The sequence below is a fragment of the Streptomyces sp. NPDC049627 genome, from assembly GCF_044465645.1.
GTDB lineage: Bacteria > Actinomycetota > Actinomycetes > Streptomycetales > Streptomycetaceae > Streptomyces.
This window is the reverse complement of sequence record NZ_JBITLW010000024.1, coordinates 103,971-122,874: the sequence shown is the minus strand read 5'-3', so window position 1 is coordinate 122,874 and position 18,904 is coordinate 103,971. Positions and strand designations below refer to the sequence as shown.

The 18,904-nt window shown below is 71.0% G+C and carries 17 protein-coding genes; 7 read left to right on the top strand and 10 right to left on the bottom strand.

What is annotated here, in order from left to right; all coding sequences use genetic code 11:
- Positions 1-182 precede the first annotated feature (182 nt).
- The 5 genes from ACIBU0_RS43380 to ACIBU0_RS43360 form a co-directional block, all read right to left on the bottom strand.
- Positions 183-1,385, bottom strand: coding sequence for an exo-alpha-sialidase (locus ACIBU0_RS43380; RefSeq protein ID WP_398830156.1), 1,203 nt, complete (start codon positions 1,383-1,385; stop codon positions 183-185).
- Positions 1,386-1,424: 39 nt separating this feature from the next.
- Positions 1,425-2,084 (bottom strand): response regulator, encoded by a 660-nt coding sequence (locus tag ACIBU0_RS43375; RefSeq protein ID WP_398830153.1) that lies wholly within the window; start codon positions 2,082-2,084, stop codon positions 1,425-1,427.
- Entirely contained in the window at positions 2,081-3,268 is a 1,188-nt protein-coding gene (locus tag ACIBU0_RS43370; RefSeq protein WP_398830176.1) for a sensor histidine kinase, read from the bottom strand. The genes ACIBU0_RS43375 and ACIBU0_RS43370 overlap by 4 nt, the downstream gene beginning before the upstream one ends.
- Before the next feature lie 125 nt (positions 3,269-3,393).
- Complete coding sequence (locus tag ACIBU0_RS43365) at positions 3,394-5,481, bottom strand: MMPL family transporter (RefSeq protein ID WP_398830150.1); 2,088 nt, start codon at positions 5,479-5,481, stop codon at positions 3,394-3,396.
- Between the two features lie 238 nt (positions 5,482-5,719).
- Positions 5,720-6,274 carry a hypothetical protein gene (locus ACIBU0_RS43360; protein WP_398830148.1) on the bottom strand — a complete coding sequence of 185 codons (555 nt, stop codon included), beginning with the start codon at positions 6,272-6,274 and terminating at the stop codon, positions 5,720-5,722.
- Between the two features lie 811 nt (positions 6,275-7,085).
- Here ACIBU0_RS43360 and ACIBU0_RS43355 point away from each other — a divergent pair.
- Positions 7,086-7,592, top strand: a complete 507-nt coding sequence (locus ACIBU0_RS43355) for a DUF6234 family protein (protein WP_398830145.1) — start codon at positions 7,086-7,088, stop codon at positions 7,590-7,592.
- Here the strand turns inward: ACIBU0_RS43355 and ACIBU0_RS43350 are convergent.
- Positions 7,484-8,182 (bottom strand): TerB family tellurite resistance protein, encoded by a 699-nt coding sequence (locus ACIBU0_RS43350; RefSeq protein WP_398830142.1) that lies wholly within the window; start codon positions 8,180-8,182, stop codon positions 7,484-7,486. The two genes, ACIBU0_RS43355 and ACIBU0_RS43350, sit on opposite strands and share 109 nt — an antisense overlap.
- A 251-nt stretch (positions 8,183-8,433) precedes the next feature.
- The gene (leuA, locus tag ACIBU0_RS43345; protein ID WP_398830141.1) at positions 8,434-10,155 is read right to left on the bottom strand and encodes a 2-isopropylmalate synthase; all 1,722 of its coding nucleotides are present in this window, start codon (positions 10,153-10,155) and stop codon (positions 8,434-8,436) included.
- A gap of 320 nt (positions 10,156-10,475) precedes the next feature.
- On the opposite strand from leuA, the gene ACIBU0_RS43340 reads away from it, so the two are divergent.
- From ACIBU0_RS43340 to ACIBU0_RS43325, 4 genes are read left to right on the top strand one after another with little or no spacing between them, the layout of a single operon-like run.
- Positions 10,476-11,546: a M4 family metallopeptidase gene (locus ACIBU0_RS43340; RefSeq protein WP_398830139.1), complete on the top strand. Its 1,071-nt coding sequence runs from the start codon at positions 10,476-10,478 to the stop codon at positions 11,544-11,546.
- Between the two features lie 21 nt (positions 11,547-11,567).
- Positions 11,568-11,834 (top strand): protealysin inhibitor emfourin, encoded by a 267-nt coding sequence (locus ACIBU0_RS43335; protein WP_398830137.1) that lies wholly within the window; start codon positions 11,568-11,570, stop codon positions 11,832-11,834.
- 56 nt (positions 11,835-11,890) lie between these two features.
- Positions 11,891-13,216, top strand: a complete 1,326-nt coding sequence (locus tag ACIBU0_RS43330) for a GH1 family beta-glucosidase (protein WP_398830135.1) — start codon at positions 11,891-11,893, stop codon at positions 13,214-13,216.
- A complete protein-coding gene (locus ACIBU0_RS43325) occupies positions 13,213-14,454 on the top strand; it encodes an MFS transporter (protein ID WP_398830132.1) in 1,242 nt (413 codons plus the stop codon). The genes ACIBU0_RS43330 and ACIBU0_RS43325 overlap by 4 nt, the downstream gene beginning before the upstream one ends.
- Before the next feature lie 80 nt (positions 14,455-14,534).
- Here ACIBU0_RS43325 and ACIBU0_RS43320 read toward each other — a convergent pair whose 3' ends face one another.
- A complete protein-coding gene (locus tag ACIBU0_RS43320) occupies positions 14,535-15,389 on the bottom strand; it encodes an NAD-dependent epimerase/dehydratase family protein (protein ID WP_398830173.1) in 855 nt (284 codons plus the stop codon).
- A 119-nt stretch (positions 15,390-15,508) separates the two neighbouring features.
- Here ACIBU0_RS43320 and ACIBU0_RS43315 point away from each other — a divergent pair, with 119 nt between their 5' ends.
- Both ACIBU0_RS43315 and ACIBU0_RS43310 read left to right on the top strand, forming a co-directional pair.
- On the top strand, positions 15,509-16,357 hold the full coding sequence (locus ACIBU0_RS43315) for a helix-turn-helix transcriptional regulator (protein WP_398830130.1): 849 nt from the start codon (positions 15,509-15,511) through the stop codon (positions 16,355-16,357).
- A 219-nt stretch (positions 16,358-16,576) separates the two neighbouring features.
- Positions 16,577-17,053: a hypothetical protein gene (locus ACIBU0_RS43310; protein WP_398830128.1), complete on the top strand. Its 477-nt coding sequence runs from the start codon at positions 16,577-16,579 to the stop codon at positions 17,051-17,053.
- Positions 17,054-17,123: 70 nt separating this feature from the next.
- On the opposite strand, the gene ACIBU0_RS43305 is transcribed toward ACIBU0_RS43310, so the two are convergent.
- Together ACIBU0_RS43305 and ACIBU0_RS43300 are read right to left on the bottom strand one after the other, a co-directional pair.
- Complete coding sequence (locus ACIBU0_RS43305) at positions 17,124-17,462, bottom strand: P-II family nitrogen regulator (RefSeq protein WP_398830125.1); 339 nt, start codon at positions 17,460-17,462, stop codon at positions 17,124-17,126.
- Positions 17,459-18,787, bottom strand: a complete 1,329-nt coding sequence (locus ACIBU0_RS43300) for an ammonium transporter (protein WP_398830123.1) — start codon at positions 18,785-18,787, stop codon at positions 17,459-17,461. The genes ACIBU0_RS43305 and ACIBU0_RS43300 overlap by 4 nt, the downstream gene beginning before the upstream one ends.
- Between the last annotated feature and the right edge of the window lie 117 nt (positions 18,788-18,904).

Here is an 18,904-nt window from a genome sequence, read left to right as displayed (position 1 = left end):
CCCCGCCAGGGGGCTCCGCCCCCTGGACCCCCGCTCCTCAAACGCCGGAGGGGCTGGTTTTTCAGCCCGTCCGGCGTTTGAGGACGAGGCCCCTTCAGGGCCGAAGCGGGGGTCCGGGGGCGGCAGCCCCCAGGGACGGGACGGGTAGGGGCGGCGGGGGCGAGGAAGTCCTGGGCCGCCGGCTACGTCAGGTCCGCCACCCCCAGCCGGCGGAACTCGATCGTCTCGTACGTCCCCGTCACGCCCGTCTCGTACAGGATCCCCACCGCGTCCCGCCCGAGCGGCACGAGGTCGGAGTACGCCGCCCGTTGCTGAGACAGCGTCAGCGCCTTCGTGAAGGTCGCTCCGCCGTCCGTACTGCGCCACACGGCCATGGCCTGGCGGGCGGTGGGGACGGACGGGGCGGAGAACAACAACGGGGCGCCGGGGCCGACGAGTTGGAGGACGCTTCCCTCCACCACCGGAACCTCGTTGAGGGTCGGCTGGACGGCGTACGGGCGGTCCAGGGTCATACCCCCGTCGCTGGAATGACTGTCGAGCCGGTTGCCGGTGCTCGTGCCGAGCTGGTCGCGGGCGTTGAAGTACAGCCGCCCGTCGGGGAGTTCGGCGGCCGTGGACTCGTTGGCGTTGCCGAAACCGTCGTAGGTGTCGTCCACGAAGCCGATCCGCCAGGTGAGACCGGCGTCGTCGCTGTAGAGGGCGTGTGCGCCGTAGTACTTGGGCTCCTGCCCGGTGTCGGCGGAGCCGGGCGGCGGTGCCGCCGAGTGGTTCGCCGCCGCCACCAGCCGTCCGGCGTGCGGGCCCCGTCGCAGGGCGATCGCGTGCCCCGGGCCCGTCGCGTACCAGCGCCAGTTCGCCGGCTTCACCTGCCGCGTGATGTCCCGAGGTGAGGAGAAGTGGCGGCCGTCGTCCGCACTCCGCTGGACGAAGACCCGGCGGCTCTCCTCCGCCGTCACCTCTCCCCGCATGATCTCCGCCTCCGTCACAGCACCGCTGTTGTAGGAGGTGACCAGCACGACCGTGCCGGTGCGCGGATCCACCACCGGCGCAGGATTGCCCCGCGTGTTCCCGTCCCCGGCGGCGACGACCGCCATCGGGCCCCAGGTGCAGCCGCCGTCGGTGGAGCGTCTGAGGACGACATCGATATCGCCGGTGTCCCCGGCACTGTTGTGCCGGCCCTCGGCGAAGACGAGGACCGTGCCGCGTGGGGTCGTGATCGTCGCGGGGATGCGGTACGTGTCGTAGCCGCCCTCGCCCGAGACGTACGGGACGGAGGACGTGCAGCCGGTGTCCGCCGAGGCGTTGCCGGCCGTGGTGAGAGGCGTGGTCAGAAGTGCTGCGGTGACCAGGAACGTACGACTGAGTGTGCGGCTCAGAATGGTCATCGAGTTCCTTTGACGGAGAGTCAGACATTGACCTGTCCGTCACAGACTCCCCGGTGTCACCATTCCCGACTCGTACGCCACGATGACCAACTGCGCCCGGTCCCGCGCCCCCAGCTTCCCCATGATGCGGCTGACGTGGGTCTTCGCCGTCAGCGGGCTCAGGCCCAAGGCCTCGGCGATTTCGGTGTTGTTGAGGCCGCGCGCGACCAGCGTCAGCACTTCGCGTTCACGGTCGGACAGGCATTCGGGTCCCCCGGCCGTGGGCGCGGAGGGGCTGCGCAGGAAACGCTCGATCAGCCGTGCCGTCGGGCCCGGGGAGAGGAGTGCCTCACCCGCCGCCACCGTGCGGATGGCGTCGAGGAGTTCGGCGGGGCGGGTGTCCTTCACCAGGAAGCCGGAGGCGCCCGCGCGCAGGGCGTCGACGATGTTCTCGTCGGTGTCGTAGGTGGTGAGGACCAGGACCCGCACCCCGGCCAGGTCGTCGTCGGCCGCGATGAGGCGGGTCGCCTCGATGCCGTCGAGGTCGGGCATGCGAATGTCCATCACGACGAGGTCGGCGCGTGTGCCGCGGGCCAGTTCCGCGGCCTCCCGGCCGGTGGCCGCCTGCCCGACGACCTCCATGTCCGGGGCCGACTCGACCAGCATGGCGAACGCCTCCCGTACAAGGGTCTGGTCGTCGGCGAGCAGTACGCGGATCATCGGTCTCCCTCCCGTTCGGCTGCGATCGGGAGCACGGCACTCACCTCGAACCCGCCCCCCGTACGCGGTCCGGCGTCGAGTGTGCCACCCACGCTGCGGGCCCGCTCGCGCATGCCGACGAGGCCATAGCCGGAGGCCCCGCCGCCGGGCCCGGCCCCCGTGCCGTCGTCGGTGACCGACACCCGCAGGGCGCCCTCCTCCTCGTACAGCTCGACGCGTACGGCCGGTTCGGGTCCCGCGTGCCGCACGACGTTCGTCAGCGCCTCCTGCACGATGCGGTACGCGGCCGCGCCCACGGCGGGCGGCACCTCCCGCACCCGTAGCGCGGGGGCCACCCGCGCCCCGGCCAGCCGTGCCGCCTCCACCAGGTCCGGCACCCCGTCGAGCCCGGGCAGCGGGCCGCGCGCCTCGCCGGCGACGCCCTGCTCGCGCAGCACCTCCAGCGTCGTACGGAGTTCACCGCGTGCCGTGCGGCAGGTCTCGGCGATGTCGTCGAGGGACTTCGCGACCGTCTCGCGGTCGAGGCGTTCGGGGTCGGCGGCCAGCACGTGCGCGGCGACCGACGTCTGCACGCCGATGAGCGTGATGCTGTGGGCGAGCAGGTCGTGCAGGTCGCGGGCGATACGGAGCCTCTCCTCGGCGACCCTTCGGCGGGCCTCCTCCTCGCGGGTGCGTTCGGCGCGTTCGGCGCGTTCGACGATGGAGCGGACGTACTGGCGGTAGTAGCGCACGTCGATGCCGGTGAAGATCACGGCGAGGAGCCAGCCGGAGATGCGCAGCAGTTCGATGGCCTGCCGGGTCTCGCCGAGGGTGAGCATCGCGGTGAGGGTGACGCCGAGGACGGTGAGGCCGGTCAGGACCGTGCGGGCGGGGCGCTGGGTGACGGCGACGGTGTAGAGCGCGATGATCGCGGCGGGGGTGGGGGAGCTGTGGTTGTTGTCGAGTGCGTGGTACGGGATGCCGAGCGCGACCACCGCGGCGAGCACGAGCAGCGGCCGGCGGCGCCGCCACACGAGCGGTACGTGGACGGCGAGCAGGAGTGTCCAGCCGAGGGCGTCGGGCCGACGGGACTCGTCGGTGAAGAGGGCCAGGCAGACGGCCGCGACGGCGGCGGCGACGGCGAGGAGGGCGTCGTTGCGGAGGGCGTGCGGGGCGGTCATCGGGTCGCGGTTGATCGCCGCCATGATCCGTTCGCCGCGGCGGGGTCGCTCCGCCGGGGTGCTCGGCTGCACAGGTGTGGTGGTGGGCTGCACGGGCTCATCTTCCGCTGGGACGGCGCCCCTCCGGCAGAGGAGGGGCGCCGTTCGGATCAGTGGGTCGCCGCGGGTACGGGTTCCGGTTCCCTCGGTGGCACCGGCCGTTCGGGCTCCCGGGAGAGCCTTCCGGGCCACCACACCTTGCGCCGCAGTGCGACGCTCGCGCTGGTCACCAGGTAGGTGCGGACGAGGAAGGTGTCCAGGAGCACGCCCACCGCGATGACGAAGCCCAGCTCGACGAGCTGCACCAGCGGCATGTTGGTGAGCACCGCGAAGGTCGCCGCGAGGACGAGTCCGGCGGAGGCGATGACCCCGCCCGTGGTGCGCAGTGCGGTGAGCGCGGCGGCGACGGGTTCGGCGCCGTTCAGGGATTCTTCGCGCATGCGGTGCATCAGGAAGATGCCGTAGTCGACGCCGAGCGCGACGAGGAACACGAAGGACAGCAGGCCGAGTCCGGGGTCGGTGCCCTCGAAGCCGAACAGCGGCCCGAAGACGAGCCCGCCGATGCCGAGCGCCGCGCCCCACACCGCGACCACGGCCCCCACCAGCATCAGCGGCGCGACGAGCGACCGCAGCAGGGCGACCAGGATCAGCAGCACGGACAGCAGCACGAGCGGCACGACGACCAGGCGGTCCCGGGCGCTGGTGTCCTTCAGATCGAGCTGTTGGGCGCTGGTGCCGCCGACGTAGGAGCCGTCGAGCCGGTCGCGCAGGGCCTCGATGGTGGCCGTCTCGCCGGCGGACTGGGGCGGTGCGGAGGCGAAGACGGAGATCTCGGTCCAGCCGTTTCCGGTACGTCCTTCCTGCGCGCTGTCGACGCCCCGCGTGCCGCGGACCGACGCGAGCGTGTCGTCGGTACGGCCGTCCGGCGTCATGACGGTGAGGGGCCGCGTGCCGCGCTCGGGGTAGGCCGCGGCGAGGGTTTCCATGGCGGCGACCGAGTCGGGGGTGCTGGTGAAGGAGTTTTGCTGCTTGAGGCTGCCGGGGAGGTTCAGGGTGCCGAGGGCCAGCGCGCCCAGCAGGACGACACCGCCCGTGAGCACCGCCAGCGGCCGGCGTCCGGCGGAGCTGCCCATGGCGGTGAACAGGGACCGGCGGGCCTTGGGCGTGCTGCCGTAGCGGGGCACGAGCGGCCAGAACACGCGCCGGCCGAGCAGCACGAGGATCGCGGGCAGCAGCACCAGCATGGCGGCCAGCGCGCACAGCACGCCGACGGTGCCGAGCGGACCCATGCCGCGGCTGGAGTTGAGGTCGGCGGCGAGCAGGCAGAGCAGGCCGACGGCGACGGTCCCGGAGGAGGCGAGCACGGCCGGCCCGCAGCCCTTGAGCGCCGCGACCATGGCGTCGTATGGCCGCTCGACGCGGCGCAGTTCCTCGCGGTAGCGGGAGACGAGCAGCAGCGCGTAGTCGGTGCCGGCGCCGAAGACGAGGATGGTCATGATGCCGGAGCCCGCGCCGGAGACCGGGGTGTCGAACCACCGGTTCAGGCCGTAGGCGACAGCCATCGACAGGTAGTCGGCCACGCCCGCGACGGCGAGCGGCACCAGCCACAGGAAGGGGCTGCGGTAGATGATGATCAGCAGGAGCGCGACGACCGCGACGGTGGTGTAGAGCAGCGGCCCGTCCAGTGACTGGTAGACCTCGCGGGAGTCGGTGAGGAGCGCCGCCTCGCCGCCGACGTCGACGCTCAGTCCGTCGCCGCCCTGCGCCACGTCCCGTACGTCGCCCACGAGGGCGTCGCGGGCGTCCTCGTCCTGGCCGGGTTCGGTGCTGGCCACCGGGTACATCAGGGTGGTGCCGTCCCGGGACGGGACGCCCCGCGGTTCGCCGGTGAGCCGGTGCGCGCTCGCGATCCGGTCGATCTGGTCGGCGGCGGTGGCCTTGTCGGCGGCGGTCAGGCCGCCGTCGCGGTGGTAGACGACGACCATCTCGGTGGCCTCGCCACCGGGCAGCCGCTCCTGGATCTTCGCCACCTGGGTGGAGTCGGCGCTCGCCGGCAGGTAGTCGATGGCACGGTCGCGCTGGACGTCCGCCAGTTTCGACGCGAACGGCGAGGCGAGCGCGAGCACGGCGATCCACAGCCCCAGTACGAGCCAGGGCACGGCACGCCGTCGCCGCGCAGCAGTTCTTACGGCCCCCATCTGACGGGCCTCCCTCCGGTCCGGGTGTCTGGGTCGGTTCCAGACTCCCGGCCGGGAGGGGGTGGATCGTCGGGCGTGAGGGCGAGTTCGGGGGTACTGCCGGGGTCGGCTGAACGGGGGCTTTACTCCCCGGGGAGTACTGCGGGCAGCGGCAGGTGCGCGCGCAGGTACCGGTTGCTGCCGGGGTCTTCCCCTCACCCGGCAGCAACCGGTCGTCGGGTGCCGTTGAGGCAGAAGGTCAGTCGCAGGGGGTGGCGGTGCGCTTGGCGTCGATGATGGCGGGGCCCGCGATGCCGTCCCACATGATGGCGTACACCGTCGAGCAGAACACGTAGGAGTGGCTGCCCTCGATCTTGACCGGGCCCGCGTACTCGGTGAAGAGGCCCTCGTCGACCTTGCAGGTCGGGTTGACGCGGTTCGGGCACAGCTTGAGCTTCATCTTCATGCCACCCGGCATGTTGTTGTCGAAGACGGCGCAAGCACCGGAGAAGCCCTGGCTGTTGGACTTGGTGTAGGTGAACAGGGTGCCGTAGCGGCGGGAGTCGGGCAGGCGCTCGGCGACGTCCAGCTTGTAGCCGGAGCCGCACATGGTGGCGGTCGCCCTGACGGCCTTCTGGTTCTGCGCGGCGATGGACTTGGTCTGCTCGGACGCGGTCGGCGTGAGCTGCACGCTGGTCCCCGGCACGCGCAGGGTGTCGACGGTGGGTGTGGCGGCGGTGGCCGCGGGAGTCACGAACGCGGTGGTGAGCAGCGCGGCGCCGGCGGCGAGGCTGCGAACGAGCGCACGGGACATGGTGGTTCCCCCTGTAAGGCTGTGAAACTCCGCCAGAACATGTGCAGTTGCACAGCGTGGCGGTTGAGTGGTCAGCGAAACCATACCCGCCGTCAGATCTCCGGGCAGTGGGAACTGGCGTGTTGTGTGTCACGTGTGAGTGCGCTGTGAAAAGTGTGGGTGACACGCACTGTGGCACCTGATACGTTCCAGGTGACCACTGAACCGAACATCGGTTCCCCATGCGCGCTTTTCACGGGGGAATGCTGCGCTATGTCCCGCGACGCCTTGCGTCTCACCTTGCTGCCCGTCGCACCCATGTGCCCGGCACGGCCGCATCCTGACCAGTGCGGTCGGTGACCACGCGACCACTCGGCTCGCGCGACCACCGCCGTCTCCTTCGCCGACTGTGCCGTGCGTTCCCTTTGCAAGGGGAACGTTGAACTTCGCAGGAAGAGATTCCACGGTGATACGCGACGCGCTGCTGCGGCGTGTGCGGATACCGGTGACGGCAGCCCTCACCATGGCGCTGTCCGCCGGTGTCGCCACGACGCAGGCATACCTGCGGCCAACCCTCAGGGGGAAGCCGAGGACGCGGTTGCACGGTCGCCACGAAGGGCACGTTCCAGTTCACCTTCGCCGGTGAGGGCGGCAAGTACGTCTCCGGCAAGTGGACGCCGAGCGGCGCCCGCCTGTACGCCGACTCCCTGGAGCGCACCTTCACCGGGATGGGCCTGTACCCCACAGCCGCCACGGCTGACATCCCTACGACACCGGGTCTTGAGTATCCGTACTCAAGACCCGTTCCTGTCTTCGGGAGAGACTCGTCCCCATGACCACCCCCGCCCGGCCCTCCGGACTCCCGCACTTCCGCGGCGAGAACGTGCCGCCCCCACCCACCGGACGCCGGGGACTGCCCGTCGCCGGGGACATCGCCCTGGCCGTCGGGCTGCTCGTCCTGGATGCCGTCGGGACCGTCGTGGCCTTTCTGATCGGCATCGACTACAGCGGCTGGGAGCCGTTCGACCCCGCCGCGGACAACTCCGACATCGATCTCACCGCCAACTGGCTCTACGTGGGCCTCGCCGGCGGCGTCGTACTGCTGACCGCCGCCCTGCTGTACTGGCTGCGCGCCGTCGTCAGCGCCGGCCTGCAGGTGCTCGTCGGCATCGCCGTCCTGGTCATCGCCGCGAGCGGCGCACAGTTCGACGAGGAGCGGGGCGCCCGGGCCTACGACGGTGTGCGCGCCGCCGCGGCCAGCAGCCGGATCACGTCCTCGGCGCCGATGGTGAGGGCGGCGCCGACCGTCGACAGCACGTCGCGCTCGGCCGGCGTGTAGGGGCCGTCGGCCAGGGCGATTCGAGCGCCCTGGAGCAGGATGGACTCGCGTCCGACCGGGGCGAGGTGTGGGGCGAGCGGGTCGAGGGCCTCGTGCAGCTCTATGGCCAGCCCGGCCCCGCAGGGCTCGGAGAAGACCCGCCCGGTGTCCGCGGCCAGCGCCTCGACCAGGGCGTTCAGCTGCTCCTCCGTACAGTCGTCGAAGCCTGCCGCACGCACCGTGGCCGCCGCGGCCTCCAGCGACGGACGGGCGCAGGTGCCGCCCGCGGCCAGCACCGCCAGGGCGACGGTGTGGACGGCGTCGCGGAGCATCGCCGAGAAGCGGGTGGTCGTCGGATGGTCCAGGACGTCGGTGCCGAAGTGCCGACGGCAGGCCGCGCACTCCACGACGGGGCCGGTCTCACCACGCGGCAGCACGGGCACCCCGAGCAGGGTGAAGCGACGGTGCCCGGTCAGCCGCTGATAGTTGCGGTCGCCCCCGCACCCGGGGCAGAAGAACTCGCCGTCACCGACGGCCGACCACGCGATGCGGGTGCCCAGGATGCGCGCAAGCCTGGCGGCACGGCCGTCTCGTCCCCGTCCTGGCAGCACGTCGCACCTCCGCGAAACCCCGCGGCAACGTCGCCGCGCTTGCGTGATGTTAGCCACATCCCGGACGCGGAGTCAGCACCCCGGACGAGACCTTTCCGTGACCTGCACGGACCGATGGCCGAATAACGACGGAACCCCGCGCCCCAAAGGGGCGCGGGGAACTGCGCGACCAGCCACGACGGGCTCACACTCACCCACTCGCCGGTGGGCCTACGGCGAGCAGGTCAGAACCCACCCACCGGAGAGGAGCGTCAACGAGCCGCCCGGTTGACCGCCGACACAACCGCCTTCAGCGAGGCCCGCGTCGTGTTCGCGTCGATGCCGATACCCCACAGCACCTTGCCGTCGATCGCACACTCGATGTACGAGGCGGCCTGCGCGGACGCCCCCTCGCTCATCGTGTGCTCCTGGTAGTCCAGCAGCCGCGCATCGACGTCGATCTTCGCCAGCGCGTCGAAGAAGGCCGAGATCGGACCGTTGCCCGTACCGGCCAGCACGGTGTCGACGCCGTCGACCGTGGCCTCCACCTTCAGCGTGTCCACACCGTCCGTGTCGGTCGTCGACTGCCCGTTCTTGACCTGGATCCGACCCCACGGGTTCTCGGGGTTCGGCAGGTACTCGTCCTGGAAGACCGCCCAGATGTCGGAGCCGGTGACCTCGCCGCCCTCGGCGTCCGTCTTCGCCTGGATGATCTTCGAGAACTCGATCTGCATCCGGCGCGGCAGGTCCAGCTTGTGGTCGTTCTTCAGGACGTACGCGATACCGCCCTTGCCGGACTGCGAGTTGACGCGGATGACCGCCTCGTACGACCGCCCGACGTCCTTCGGGTCGATCGGCAGGTACGGCACGGCCCACTCGATGTCGTCGACGGTGACGCCCTTGGCGGCCGCGTCGGCCTCCATCGCGTCGAAGCCCTTCTTGATGGCGTCCTGGTGGGAGCCGGAGAAGGACGTGTAGACCAGGTCGCCCACGTACGGGTGGCGCGGGTGGACCTCCATCTGGTTGCAGTACTCCCAGACGCGACGGATCTCGTCGATGTCGGAGAAGTCGATCTGCGGGTCGACGCCCTGCGAGAACAGGTTCATGCCCAGGGTGACCAGGTCGACGTTGCCGGTGCGCTCACCCTGTCCGAACAGGCAGCCCTCGACGCGGTCGGCGCCGGCCATCAGTGCCAGCTCGGCGGCGGCGACGGCCGTACCGCGGTCGTTGTGCGGGTGGATCGACAGGCAGACGTGCTCGCGGCGGGACAGGTTGCGGCCCATCCACTCGAAGCGGTCCGCGTGCGTGGACGGCGTCGAACGCTCCACCGTGGCGGGCAGGTTCAGGATGATCTCGCGGCCCGGGCCGGGCTGCCAGACGGCCATGACCGCCTCGCAGACCTCCAGCGCGAAGTCCAGCTCGGTGTCGGTGAAGATCTCGGGGCTGTACTGGTAGCCGAACTCGGTCTCCGGGCCCAGCAGCTTCTCGGCGTACTCCATCACCAGGCGGGTGCCGTCGACGGCGATCTGCTTGATGTCGTCCCTGGAGCCGCGGAAGACGACCCGGCGGAAGACCGGCGCGGTGGCGTTGTACAGGTGCACGGTGGCGCGCTTGGCGCCCTTCAGCGACTCGACCGTCCGCTCGATCAGGTCCTCACGGGCCTGGGTCAGTACGGAGATGGTGACGTCGTCGGGGATGGCCCCGGGCTCCTCGATGATCGACCGTACGAAGTCGAAGTCCGTCTGGCCCGACGCGGGGAAGCCGACCTCGATCTCCTTGTAGCCCATCTTGACCAGCTGGTCGAACATCCGGCGCTTGCGCTCGGGCGACATCGGGTCGATCAGGGCCTGGTTGCCGTCGCGCAGGTCCGTGGAGAGCCAGCGGGGAGCGGAGGTGATCCGCTTCTCGGGCCAGGTGCGGTCGGGAATGTCGACCTGCTCGTACTGGCCGTACTTGTGGATCGGCATGCTGCTGGGCTGCTGGCGGTTCGCCATGATGACTCGGGCTCCTCAGGGTGTCCGGAAGGACGGCCGACGACGCAACGCCAAGCTCCGCGGGGAGGGAGTCGACCTGGACTACAGGCCCTCGCCGCGGCAGCTAAGAAGAAGCAGCCCGAAACGCATGATGCGAAGCATGCTAGCCGAGCCGTTCCCCGTGCGGGGCGTCGTATCAGTATGCGGGACCCGGGGTGCGAATGGGACAAAAAGTGCGCCATACCACTTCGTCACGGAGCGTGGCGCTCCCTGTCCGTATATTTCACCAATCATGGTTGCGGGTAGTGACACGGCCATGACTCAGTGCAAGGGTGCCGGGCATGACGACGAACGGGGGCTTCGAGCCCGTCTTCTGCACCGTCGTACCGCCGCACGTCCTCGACAAGCTGGCACGGAACGACGACCCCGCACTCTCCGGTCCCGCCCAGCGGACCCTGATGCGCGACAGCGAGCTGCGCGGCCGGCGCCGCGTCACGACCGAGTTCGCCCTCGCGGCCGCCCCGGCGGCGAAGGCACCGTCGGACCAGCCGCTGCGCACCATCTACGACGCCGAGCACGGCACCTCCCTGCCCGGCACCAAGGTCCGCGGCGAGGGCGAGGACCCCGGCCAGGACGCCACGGTCAACCGCGCCTACTCCGGGCTCGGCGCCACCTTCGAGCTCTTCCTCAAGGCCTACAGCCGCCACTCCATCGACGGCGACGGCCTGCCCCTGGACGCCACCGTCCACTACGACGAGAACTACAACAACGCCTTCTGGAACGGCGAGCAGATGGTGTTCGGCGACGGTGACGGCGAGATCTTCCTCGACTTCACCATCCCGATCGACGTCATCGGCCACGAGCTCACCCACGGCGTCACCCAGTACACGGCGAACCTCACCTACTACGGCCAGCCGGGCGCCCTGAACGAGTCGATGTCGGACGTCTTCGGCTCGCTGATCAAGCAATACACGCTCGGCCAGACCGCCGCCGAGGCCGACTGGCTGATCGGCGCGGGCCTGCTCGCCCCGAGCGTCACCGGCAAGGCCCTGCGCTCCATGAAGGAGCCCGGCACCGCCTACGACGACGACGTCCTCGGCAAGGACCCGCAGCCCGCGACCATGGACGACTACGTCCGCACCGGCCGCGACAACGGCGGCGTCCACATCAACTCCGGCATCCCCAACCACGCCTTCTACCTGGCCGCCACCGCGCTCGGCGGCCACGCCTGGGAGAAGGCGGGACAGATCTGGTACGACGTCCTGACCGGCGGCGAGTTGTCGGACCGGGCGCTGTTCACCGACTTCGCGGGGCTGACCGTCAAGGCCGCCCGCGAGCGCTTCGGCGACGGCGGCGAGGAGCTCCAGGCCGTACAGAAGGCATGGGAGCAGGTCGGGGTGCGGATCCTGTAAGTCCGTACTAGACAGGAACCCATGCGTATTCAGGTACGGCGCACGGGCGGATTCGCGGGCATCGAGCGGCACGCCGAGGTGGACACCTCGGGGCGGCCCGACGCCCAGGAGTGGCAGGCCCTGGCCGAACGCGCGGTCGCGGACGGCCGGGGCACGCCTCCCATCGGGGTTCCGGACGGCTTCAGCTACCAGATCACCGTGGACGGCAAGACGGTGTACTGCTCCGATCCCCGGCTCACGGACGAACAGCGCAAGCTGATCTCCAGGGTGCTGAAGGAGGGAGCGTAGAGGCGCGTAACGGGCAGTTCACGCCGGGGCGTTGACTTCTGTTACCGACGGTACGGATGATCCGGCGCATGGCGACTGACCCGATACCCCAGTTCCCGGCCGGCTTCCTGTGGGGCGTCTCGACCTCGGCCCACCAGATCGAGGGAGCGGCGGACGAGCGCGAACCGTCCGTCTGGGACGCCTTCACGGCCGAGCCGGGCCGGATCAAGGACGGCTCCACGGCGGCGGTGGCCTGCGACCACTACCACCGCTACCGCGAGGACGTGGCCCTGCTGGCGGACCTGGGCGTGGACGCGTACCGCTTCTCGATCTCCTGGCCGCGGGTGCGTGCGGAGAAAGGCCTCGACTTCTACGACCGTCTCGTGGACGAGCTGTGCGCGGCGGGCGTACGCCCGGTCCCGACCCTCTTCCACTGGGATCTTCCGGTGACCCTCGACTGGCTCGACCGGGACACCGCCGCACGCTTCGCGGAGTACGTCTCCGTGGTCGCCGGACGCCTCGGTGACCGCGTGGAGAAGTGGATCACCCTCAACGAGCCGGCCGAGCACACCCTGTTCGGGCACGCGCTCGGCGCCCACGCCCCCGGCAAGCAGCTGATGTTCGACGCCCTTCCGGTCGCCCACCACCAGCTCCTGGGCCACGGTCTGGCCGTCCAGGCCCTGCGTGCCGCCGGAGCCGGTGACATCGGGATCGCCAACTCACACGGGCCGACGTGGCCCGCCTCCCGAGACCAACCGGACCTGGAGGCCGCGGACTTCTACGACCTGCTGCTGAACCGGCTGTTCGCCGACCCGCTGCTGCTCGGCGCATACCCGGAGGGCATCGGGGAGTTGATGCCCGGGGACGTCCCGGCCGACCTCAAGGTCATCGCGGAGCCGCTGGACTTCTACGGCATCAACTACTACGCGCCGACCCGGGTGGGCGCCCCGCAGGGCGCGGACATCGAGTTCGGCGGCCTGACCATCCCGGCCGAACTGCCCTTCTCGGTCCAGCAGATCGAGGGCGTACCGGTGACGGACTTCGGCTGGCCGGTCGTGCCGGAGGGCCTGACGGAGCTGCTCACCGGCTTCCGCGAGCGCTACGGCGACCGGCTGCCGCCCGTCGTCATCACCGAGAACGGCTGCAGTTACGAGGGCATCGACGACCAGGAGCGGATCGCCTACCTGGACGGCCACATCCGCGCGCTGCACCGGGCGGTGGAGGCGGGCGTCGACGTGCGCGGGTACTTCGTCTGGTCGCTGCTGGACAACTTCGAGTGGGCGGAGGGGTACGCGCGCCGGTTCGGACTCGTCCACGTGGACTTCGAGGATTCCGCGACCCTCGCCAGGACCCCGAAGGCGTCGTACGGCTGGCTGCGGGACATGCTCCGGGCGCAGGGATGACGGTCGGCGCCCTCGCCGAGCCGGTCGACCGGGTCGGCCGGGGCTGGACGGCGGCGCTGTCGCTGGCCAACGTGGCGATCTGGGTGGGCTGGTACGGCCCGCTGCAGATCCTGCTGGCCCGGCAGGCGGAGGACTTCGCACCCGGCACGGGGATGTCGAAGGAGACGCTGCTGGCGTGGGTGACCGGCGCGGGCGCGGCCGTGTCGCTGGCCGCGAACCCGTTCTTCGGCGCGCTGTCGGACCGCACCACGGCCCGCTGGGGCCGCCGTACGCCGTGGATCGTGGCCGGTGCGGCGGGTGGCGCGCTGTCGCTGCTGCTGCTCGCCGGTGCCGGCGGGCTGTGGGCGATGGCGGTCGGCTGGTGCCTGGTCCAGCTGACCCTGAACGCCGCGTTCGCGGCGGTGACGGCGGCGGTACCGGACCGGGTGCCGCGGCTGCAACGGGGCGCGGTGGGCGGCTGGCTGGGGGCGGCGCAGATCCTCGGGGCCGTCGCCGGGACGGGGCTGGCGACGGCGGCGGGCGGGATCGCGGCCGGGTATGCGGCGTGCGCGGTGTTCGCGGTGGCGGGGGTGCTGCCGTATGTGCTCAGGTACCGGGATCTCAGGCTGGGGTTCGCGGACCGGCCGGCTTGGTCGGCGAAGGCCTTCCTCAGCGGCTTCTGGCTGAGCCCCCGCCGCCACCCGGACTTCGCCTGGGCCTGGCTGACCCGCTTCCTGATCAACCTCAGCAACGCGCTGGTGCTTCTCTACCTCCTCTACTACCTGCGGGACCGCCTCCACCACGACGACCCCGAGCAGGGCGTGCTGATCCTGACCGCGGTGGACAGCGTGGCGCTGCTGGCCACGGTGGTGGTGGGCGGCGTCCGGTCGGACCGGGTGGGGCGCCGCAAGCCGTTCGTGATGTGGTCCGGGGTACTGATGGCGGCGGCCACCGCCCTGCTGGCCGCCTGGCAGACGTGGGCGGGCGCGATCGTCGTGGCGGCCTTGCTGGGCGTGGCCCTCGGGGTGTTCATGTCGGTCGACTTCGCCCTGATGACGGACGTCCTGCCGAAGGCGCTGGACCGGGGCAAGGACCTGGGCGTCATCAACGTGGCGAATGCCCTGCCCCAGGTGGCGGCACCCGCCCTCGCCGCCCCGATCGTGACGTACCTGGGCGGCTACCGGGTGCTGTACGCGGTGGCGGCGGTGATCGGGTTGGCGGGGGCGGTGCTGGTGGGCCGTATCAGAGGCGTGGACTAGACGCCCCTAAGGGGCGCGGGGAACTGCGCGACCAGCCACACCGAACCCGCAGACGCCCGACTACCCCTCGTGGCACCCCCTTAGAGCGCTCCAGCCTCCCTCGCTGCGTAAACGGACGGATACACCGGCCGATAACCCAGCTCCCGCCGAATCCGCTCCGTGGACGTGATCGCCAGCCACGGGTCAGGATCAGTACGCCCGTACAACTCCTCCGGCACCTCGACCCCGTTGAGCTGATGCAACTCCACCGCCGTCACGGGTGTGTCGTCGGCGATGTTGTAGATCCGACCCGCGATCCCCGGCGCATGAAGGATCCGCAGCAGCCCCTGGGCGACATCCGCGTGATGCCCCATGTGCAGCCGCTGGGTCGCGGCCCAGTTCCCGGCCCACATCAGGGACTGGGCCAGGTGCGGGTCGCCCTCGCCGTACACGAAGGGAAGCCGGCCGATGCGTACGTCCAGGCCCTCCAACGCGAGCAGCTCCCGCTCGGCGTGCGCCTTGGACTCGGGATAGGCGCCCCACATCGCCCCGCCCGGCCGGGACTCGTCGTCCTCGGTCAGCGGACGACCCCGTCCGGTGCCGTACACCAACCCCGTGCTGACCTGCACGAACCTCTCCACCCCGGCAGCCGCCGCGGCGCGCCCCAGCTCCACGGCCGCGTCCCGGTTGACGGCCCACGCCTCCTCGTCCGGGACCCCGCGGAAGGACGCCGCGACGTTCACGACCGCGTCGACCCCGGCGACCGCCTTGCCGAGCGCCTCCGAGTCCCGCAGGTCGCCGACGACGACCTCGGCGCCCAGCTCGGCGAAGGGCTCGCCCCGCGCCGCGTCCCGCACCAGCACGCGCACCCGCTCCCCCGGCCGGGCCTGCGCCAGCAGCCTCGGCACGAAGCGCCGGCCGACCTGACCCGTCGTACCCGTCACCAATGTCAGCATCATGTGCTCCTCTCGTCACCGACCACCCTCGGACGGCGCCGACGGGAGCGGGAGAGACCCGTTGATCAGGGGATCGGCAGTCCCTGGATAAGCAGCGCGGCGTACCGCACGCTGGAGGGGTGAACCGAGCCGAACTCGCCGACTTCCTGCGCCGTGGCCGTGCCCGGCTGACCCCGCCGGACGTGGGCCTGGCACCGGGCTCCCGGCGTCGTACGCCCGGCCTGCGCCGCGAGGAGGTGGCGCAGCTGGCCGGCATGTCGGTGGACTACTACACCCGCCTCGAACAGTCCCGGGGCCCACGCCCGTCCCGCCAGATGCTGACCGCCCTGGCCCGCGCGCTGCGCCTGACCGACATCGAGCAGGATCACCTCTTCCACCTGGCGGGCGAGGAGCCCCCGCGCCGTGAGACGGCGTCGGCGCACGTCCGTCCCGGGCTGCTGCTGATCCTGGACCGGCTGCACGACACCCCGGCGCAGGTGGTGAACGACTGCGGCGAGGTACTCGCCCAGAACGCGATGGCCAAGGCGCTGGTCGGCGACGTGATGTCCCGCCCGCGACGCGAGCGCAACCTGACCCGCCTGTTCTTCCTGGACCCGGCCGCGCGCACCCTCTTCCCGGCGGAGGACCTCGCGGGCCATGCGCGCGCCCACGTGGCCACCCTGCGCGCGGTGGCCGCGGCCCGCCCCGACGATCCCGAACCGGCCGCGCTGGTCGCCGAACTGCGTGCGTCCAGCGAGGAGTTCGCACGCCTGTGGGACGAGCACGAGGTGTCCCAGCGCAACCGGGCGACGAAGCGCTTCGTGCATCCGCTGGTCGGTCTGCTGGAGCTGGACTGCGAGGTCATGGTCAGCCATGAACACCACCACCTCCTGGTCGTCCACACCGCCCGCCCGGGCACGGAGGCGTACGAGCGGCTTCAACTCCTGCGCGTGGTGGGCCTGCAGGACATGTCACCCAGCAAGACCTGACCCGGCAACACCTGACCGCAAGTAGGTGACCCGTCGGTAGTTGAGGCCGGAAATCACCCTTGCCGACCCTCGCCCCACGCGCATCAATGGAAACGACGGATCCGACGGACCGTCAGATTCAGTTGCACGCTCTCCACGCAGTGTGTCCGCACCCACCTGCCGAGCAGTCCCCCACCCCGCACGCAGGATTTCCCCCACCTCGAAAGGGAGCGGATCCCCATGAGACGCATGCGCATCGGAGCAGGCGCGGCACTGGCGGCCGGGACCCTCGCGGTCACCGGCCTGGCCTTCGCGCCCGCCGCCCTCGCCGTCGCCCCCGGCACCGCCACGATCACCGCCGACTGCGGCAGCTTCGGCGGCGGCGAGGCCACCCTCACAGCGACCCAGGACGGCACCGCCGCCACCGTCACCGTCAACTCCTCCGCGATCACCGCGCCGATCGCGCTGTCGGAGGACTCGATCGCCTCGACGCTCACCTTCGTGAAGGCGGGCGGCGGCACCGTCGCCTTCACCGGCACGGAGAACCCGGCGATGGCCGCCGGCGACCCCGTCCAGGTCGGCCCGCTCAGCGGCACCGTCGCCTCCGGGGACAGCCTGGAGGCCTTCGGCGGCTCACTGCAGATGACCGTCTTCGGCATCACCATCACGTGTACGGCGGCCGGGCCGCAGTCGCCGGGCCCGTTCGTGTTCGACTGACGCGCGTGCCGCGCTGACGGGGCGCGGTCCCGGCGCCGTACGGCGTACGGCTGTACAGCTCTGTACGGCTTTACAGGGCGTCGGGGCCGCGCTCACCCGTGCGCACGCGTACGACCGTCTCGACCGGCAGCGCCCAGACCTTGCCGTCGCCGATCTTGCCGGTCTGGGCGGCCTTGACGATGGCGTCGATGACGTCGTCGGACTCCGCGTCCTGCACGACGACCTCGATCCGGACCTTCGGCACCAGGTCGACCTGGTACTCCGCGCCCCGGTACACCTCCGTGTGGCCGCGCTGCCGGCCGTAGCCGCTCGCCTCGGTCACGGTCAGACCGTGCACGCCGAGTTCCTGGAGGGCGGTCTTGACCTCGTCGAGCCGGTACGGCTTGACGATCGCGGTGATGAGCTTCATGCCTGCTTCTTGACCTTCTGCGGGGCGGGGACGGAGGAGGGGACGGACGAGGTGACCGGGGCGCCGTGGCCCAGGACGCCGTGATCGTATGCCGTCTCGGCGTGCACCGTAAGGTCCAGGCCGGTGTGCTCCTGTTCCTCGCTCGCGCGGAAGCCCAGGACCTTGTCGATGACCTTGCCGATGCCGTACGTGGCGAGGAACGCGTACGCCGCGACGACGACCACGGCCACGAGCTGCTTGCCGAGCTGGGCGAGCCCGCCGCCGTAGAGGAGGCCCTCGGCCTTGCCGGTCATCGACTCGACGGCGAAGACGCCGATGAGGAGCGTGCCGACGACGCCGCCGACGAGGTGGACGCCGACGACGTCGAGCGAGTCGTCGTAATCGAACTTGAACTTCCAGCTCACCGCGTAGGAGCAGACGACACCGGCGGCGAGGCCCACGACGAGTGCGCCGAGGAGCGAGACGGAGCCGCAGGACGGCGTGATCGCGACGAGGCCCGCGACCGCGCCGGACGCCGCACCCAGCGTCGTCGGGTGGCCGTCGCGCCTCTGCTCGACGAAGAGCCAGCCGAGCAGGCCGGTGCAGCCGGCGGCGAGGGTGTTGAGGAAGGCGGCGGCCGCGAGGCCGTTGGCGCCGAGGGCCGAGCCGGCGTTGAAGCCGAACCAGCCGAACCAGAGCAGCCCCGCGCCCAGCACGACCATGGGAAGGTTGTGCGGCCGCATGGCGTCCTTCTTGAACCCGAGGCGCGGGCCGAGGACGAGGCAGAGGGCGAGTCCGGAGGCACCGGAGGTGATCTCGACGGGCAGACCGCCGGCGAAGTCGAGGGCACCGAGGCGGTCGAGGATCCACCCGCCGGGGCCCCAGGTCCAGTGGGCGACCGGAACGTATACGAGCAGCGCCCACACGGGCACGAACACGAGCCAGGCCCCGAACTTCGCCCGGTCCGCGACCGCGCCGCTGATCAGCGCGGCCGTGATGATCGCGAAGGTGAGCTGGAAGGTGGCGAACAGGACGGTGGGGACGGTGCCCTGCACGCTCTCCGGCCCGAGGCCCGCCATCCCGGCGTGATCGAGGCCGCCGATGATCCCGCCTCCGATGTCGTCGCCGAAGGCGAGCGAGTACCCGCAGGCCAGCCATACGACGGTGACCAGGGCGATGGACACGAAGCTCATCATCAGCATGTTGAGGACGCTCTTCGTGCGGACCATGCCGCCGTAGAACAGGGCCAGGCCCGGGGTCATCAGCAGGACGAGGGCGGTGGCGGCGAGCAGCCAGGCGGTGTCGCCGGTGTCGATCTCTGCGGCTCGTGCGGCAGCAAGGGTCACGGTTGTCTCCAACGGTGCGGTGGCTCGTCAGAGGGTCACCGGGATGCGTTTCCGGTTGCGTACGGGTGTGTTTCCGTGAGGTTTCGTTGCGCGGGGGTTTCCGGAATCTCACAGTGC

Bases quoted from the DNA above. Each gene is read 5' to 3' on its own strand.
- ACIBU0_RS43330 (WP_398830135.1), top strand. From the start codon at position 11,891: ATGATCCGGCGCATGGCGACTGACCCGATACCCCAGTTCCCGGCCGGC.
- ACIBU0_RS43305 (WP_398830125.1), bottom strand. From the start codon at position 17,462: ATGAAGCTCATCACCGCGATCGTCAAGCCGTACCGGCTCGACGAGGTC.
- ACIBU0_RS43335 (WP_398830137.1), top strand. From the start codon at position 11,568: ATGCGTATTCAGGTACGGCGCACGGGCGGATTCGCGGGCATCGAGCGG.
- ACIBU0_RS43340 (WP_398830139.1), top strand. From the start codon at position 10,476: ATGACGACGAACGGGGGCTTCGAGCCCGTCTTCTGCACCGTCGTACCG.
- ACIBU0_RS43360 (WP_398830148.1), bottom strand. From the start codon at position 6,274: ATGTCCCGTGCGCTCGTTCGCAGCCTCGCCGCCGGCGCCGCGCTGCTC.
- ACIBU0_RS43310 (WP_398830128.1), top strand. From the start codon at position 16,577: ATGAGACGCATGCGCATCGGAGCAGGCGCGGCACTGGCGGCCGGGACC.
- leuA (WP_398830141.1), bottom strand. From the start codon at position 10,155: ATGGCGAACCGCCAGCAGCCCAGCAGCATGCCGATCCACAAGTACGGC.
- ACIBU0_RS43375 (WP_398830153.1), bottom strand. From the start codon at position 2,084: ATGATCCGCGTACTGCTCGCCGACGACCAGACCCTTGTACGGGAGGCG.
- ACIBU0_RS43355 (WP_398830145.1), top strand. From the start codon at position 7,086: ATGACCACCCCCGCCCGGCCCTCCGGACTCCCGCACTTCCGCGGCGAG.
- ACIBU0_RS43380 (WP_398830156.1), bottom strand. From the start codon at position 1,385: ATGACCATTCTGAGCCGCACACTCAGTCGTACGTTCCTGGTCACCGCA.
- ACIBU0_RS43325 (WP_398830132.1), top strand. From the start codon at position 13,213: ATGACGGTCGGCGCCCTCGCCGAGCCGGTCGACCGGGTCGGCCGGGGC.
- ACIBU0_RS43320 (WP_398830173.1), bottom strand. From the start codon at position 15,389: ATGCTGACATTGGTGACGGGTACGACGGGTCAGGTCGGCCGGCGCTTC.
- ACIBU0_RS43370 (WP_398830176.1), bottom strand. From the start codon at position 3,268: ATGGCGGCGATCAACCGCGACCCGATGACCGCCCCGCACGCCCTCCGC.
- ACIBU0_RS43365 (WP_398830150.1), bottom strand. From the start codon at position 5,481: ATGGGGGCCGTAAGAACTGCTGCGCGGCGACGGCGTGCCGTGCCCTGG.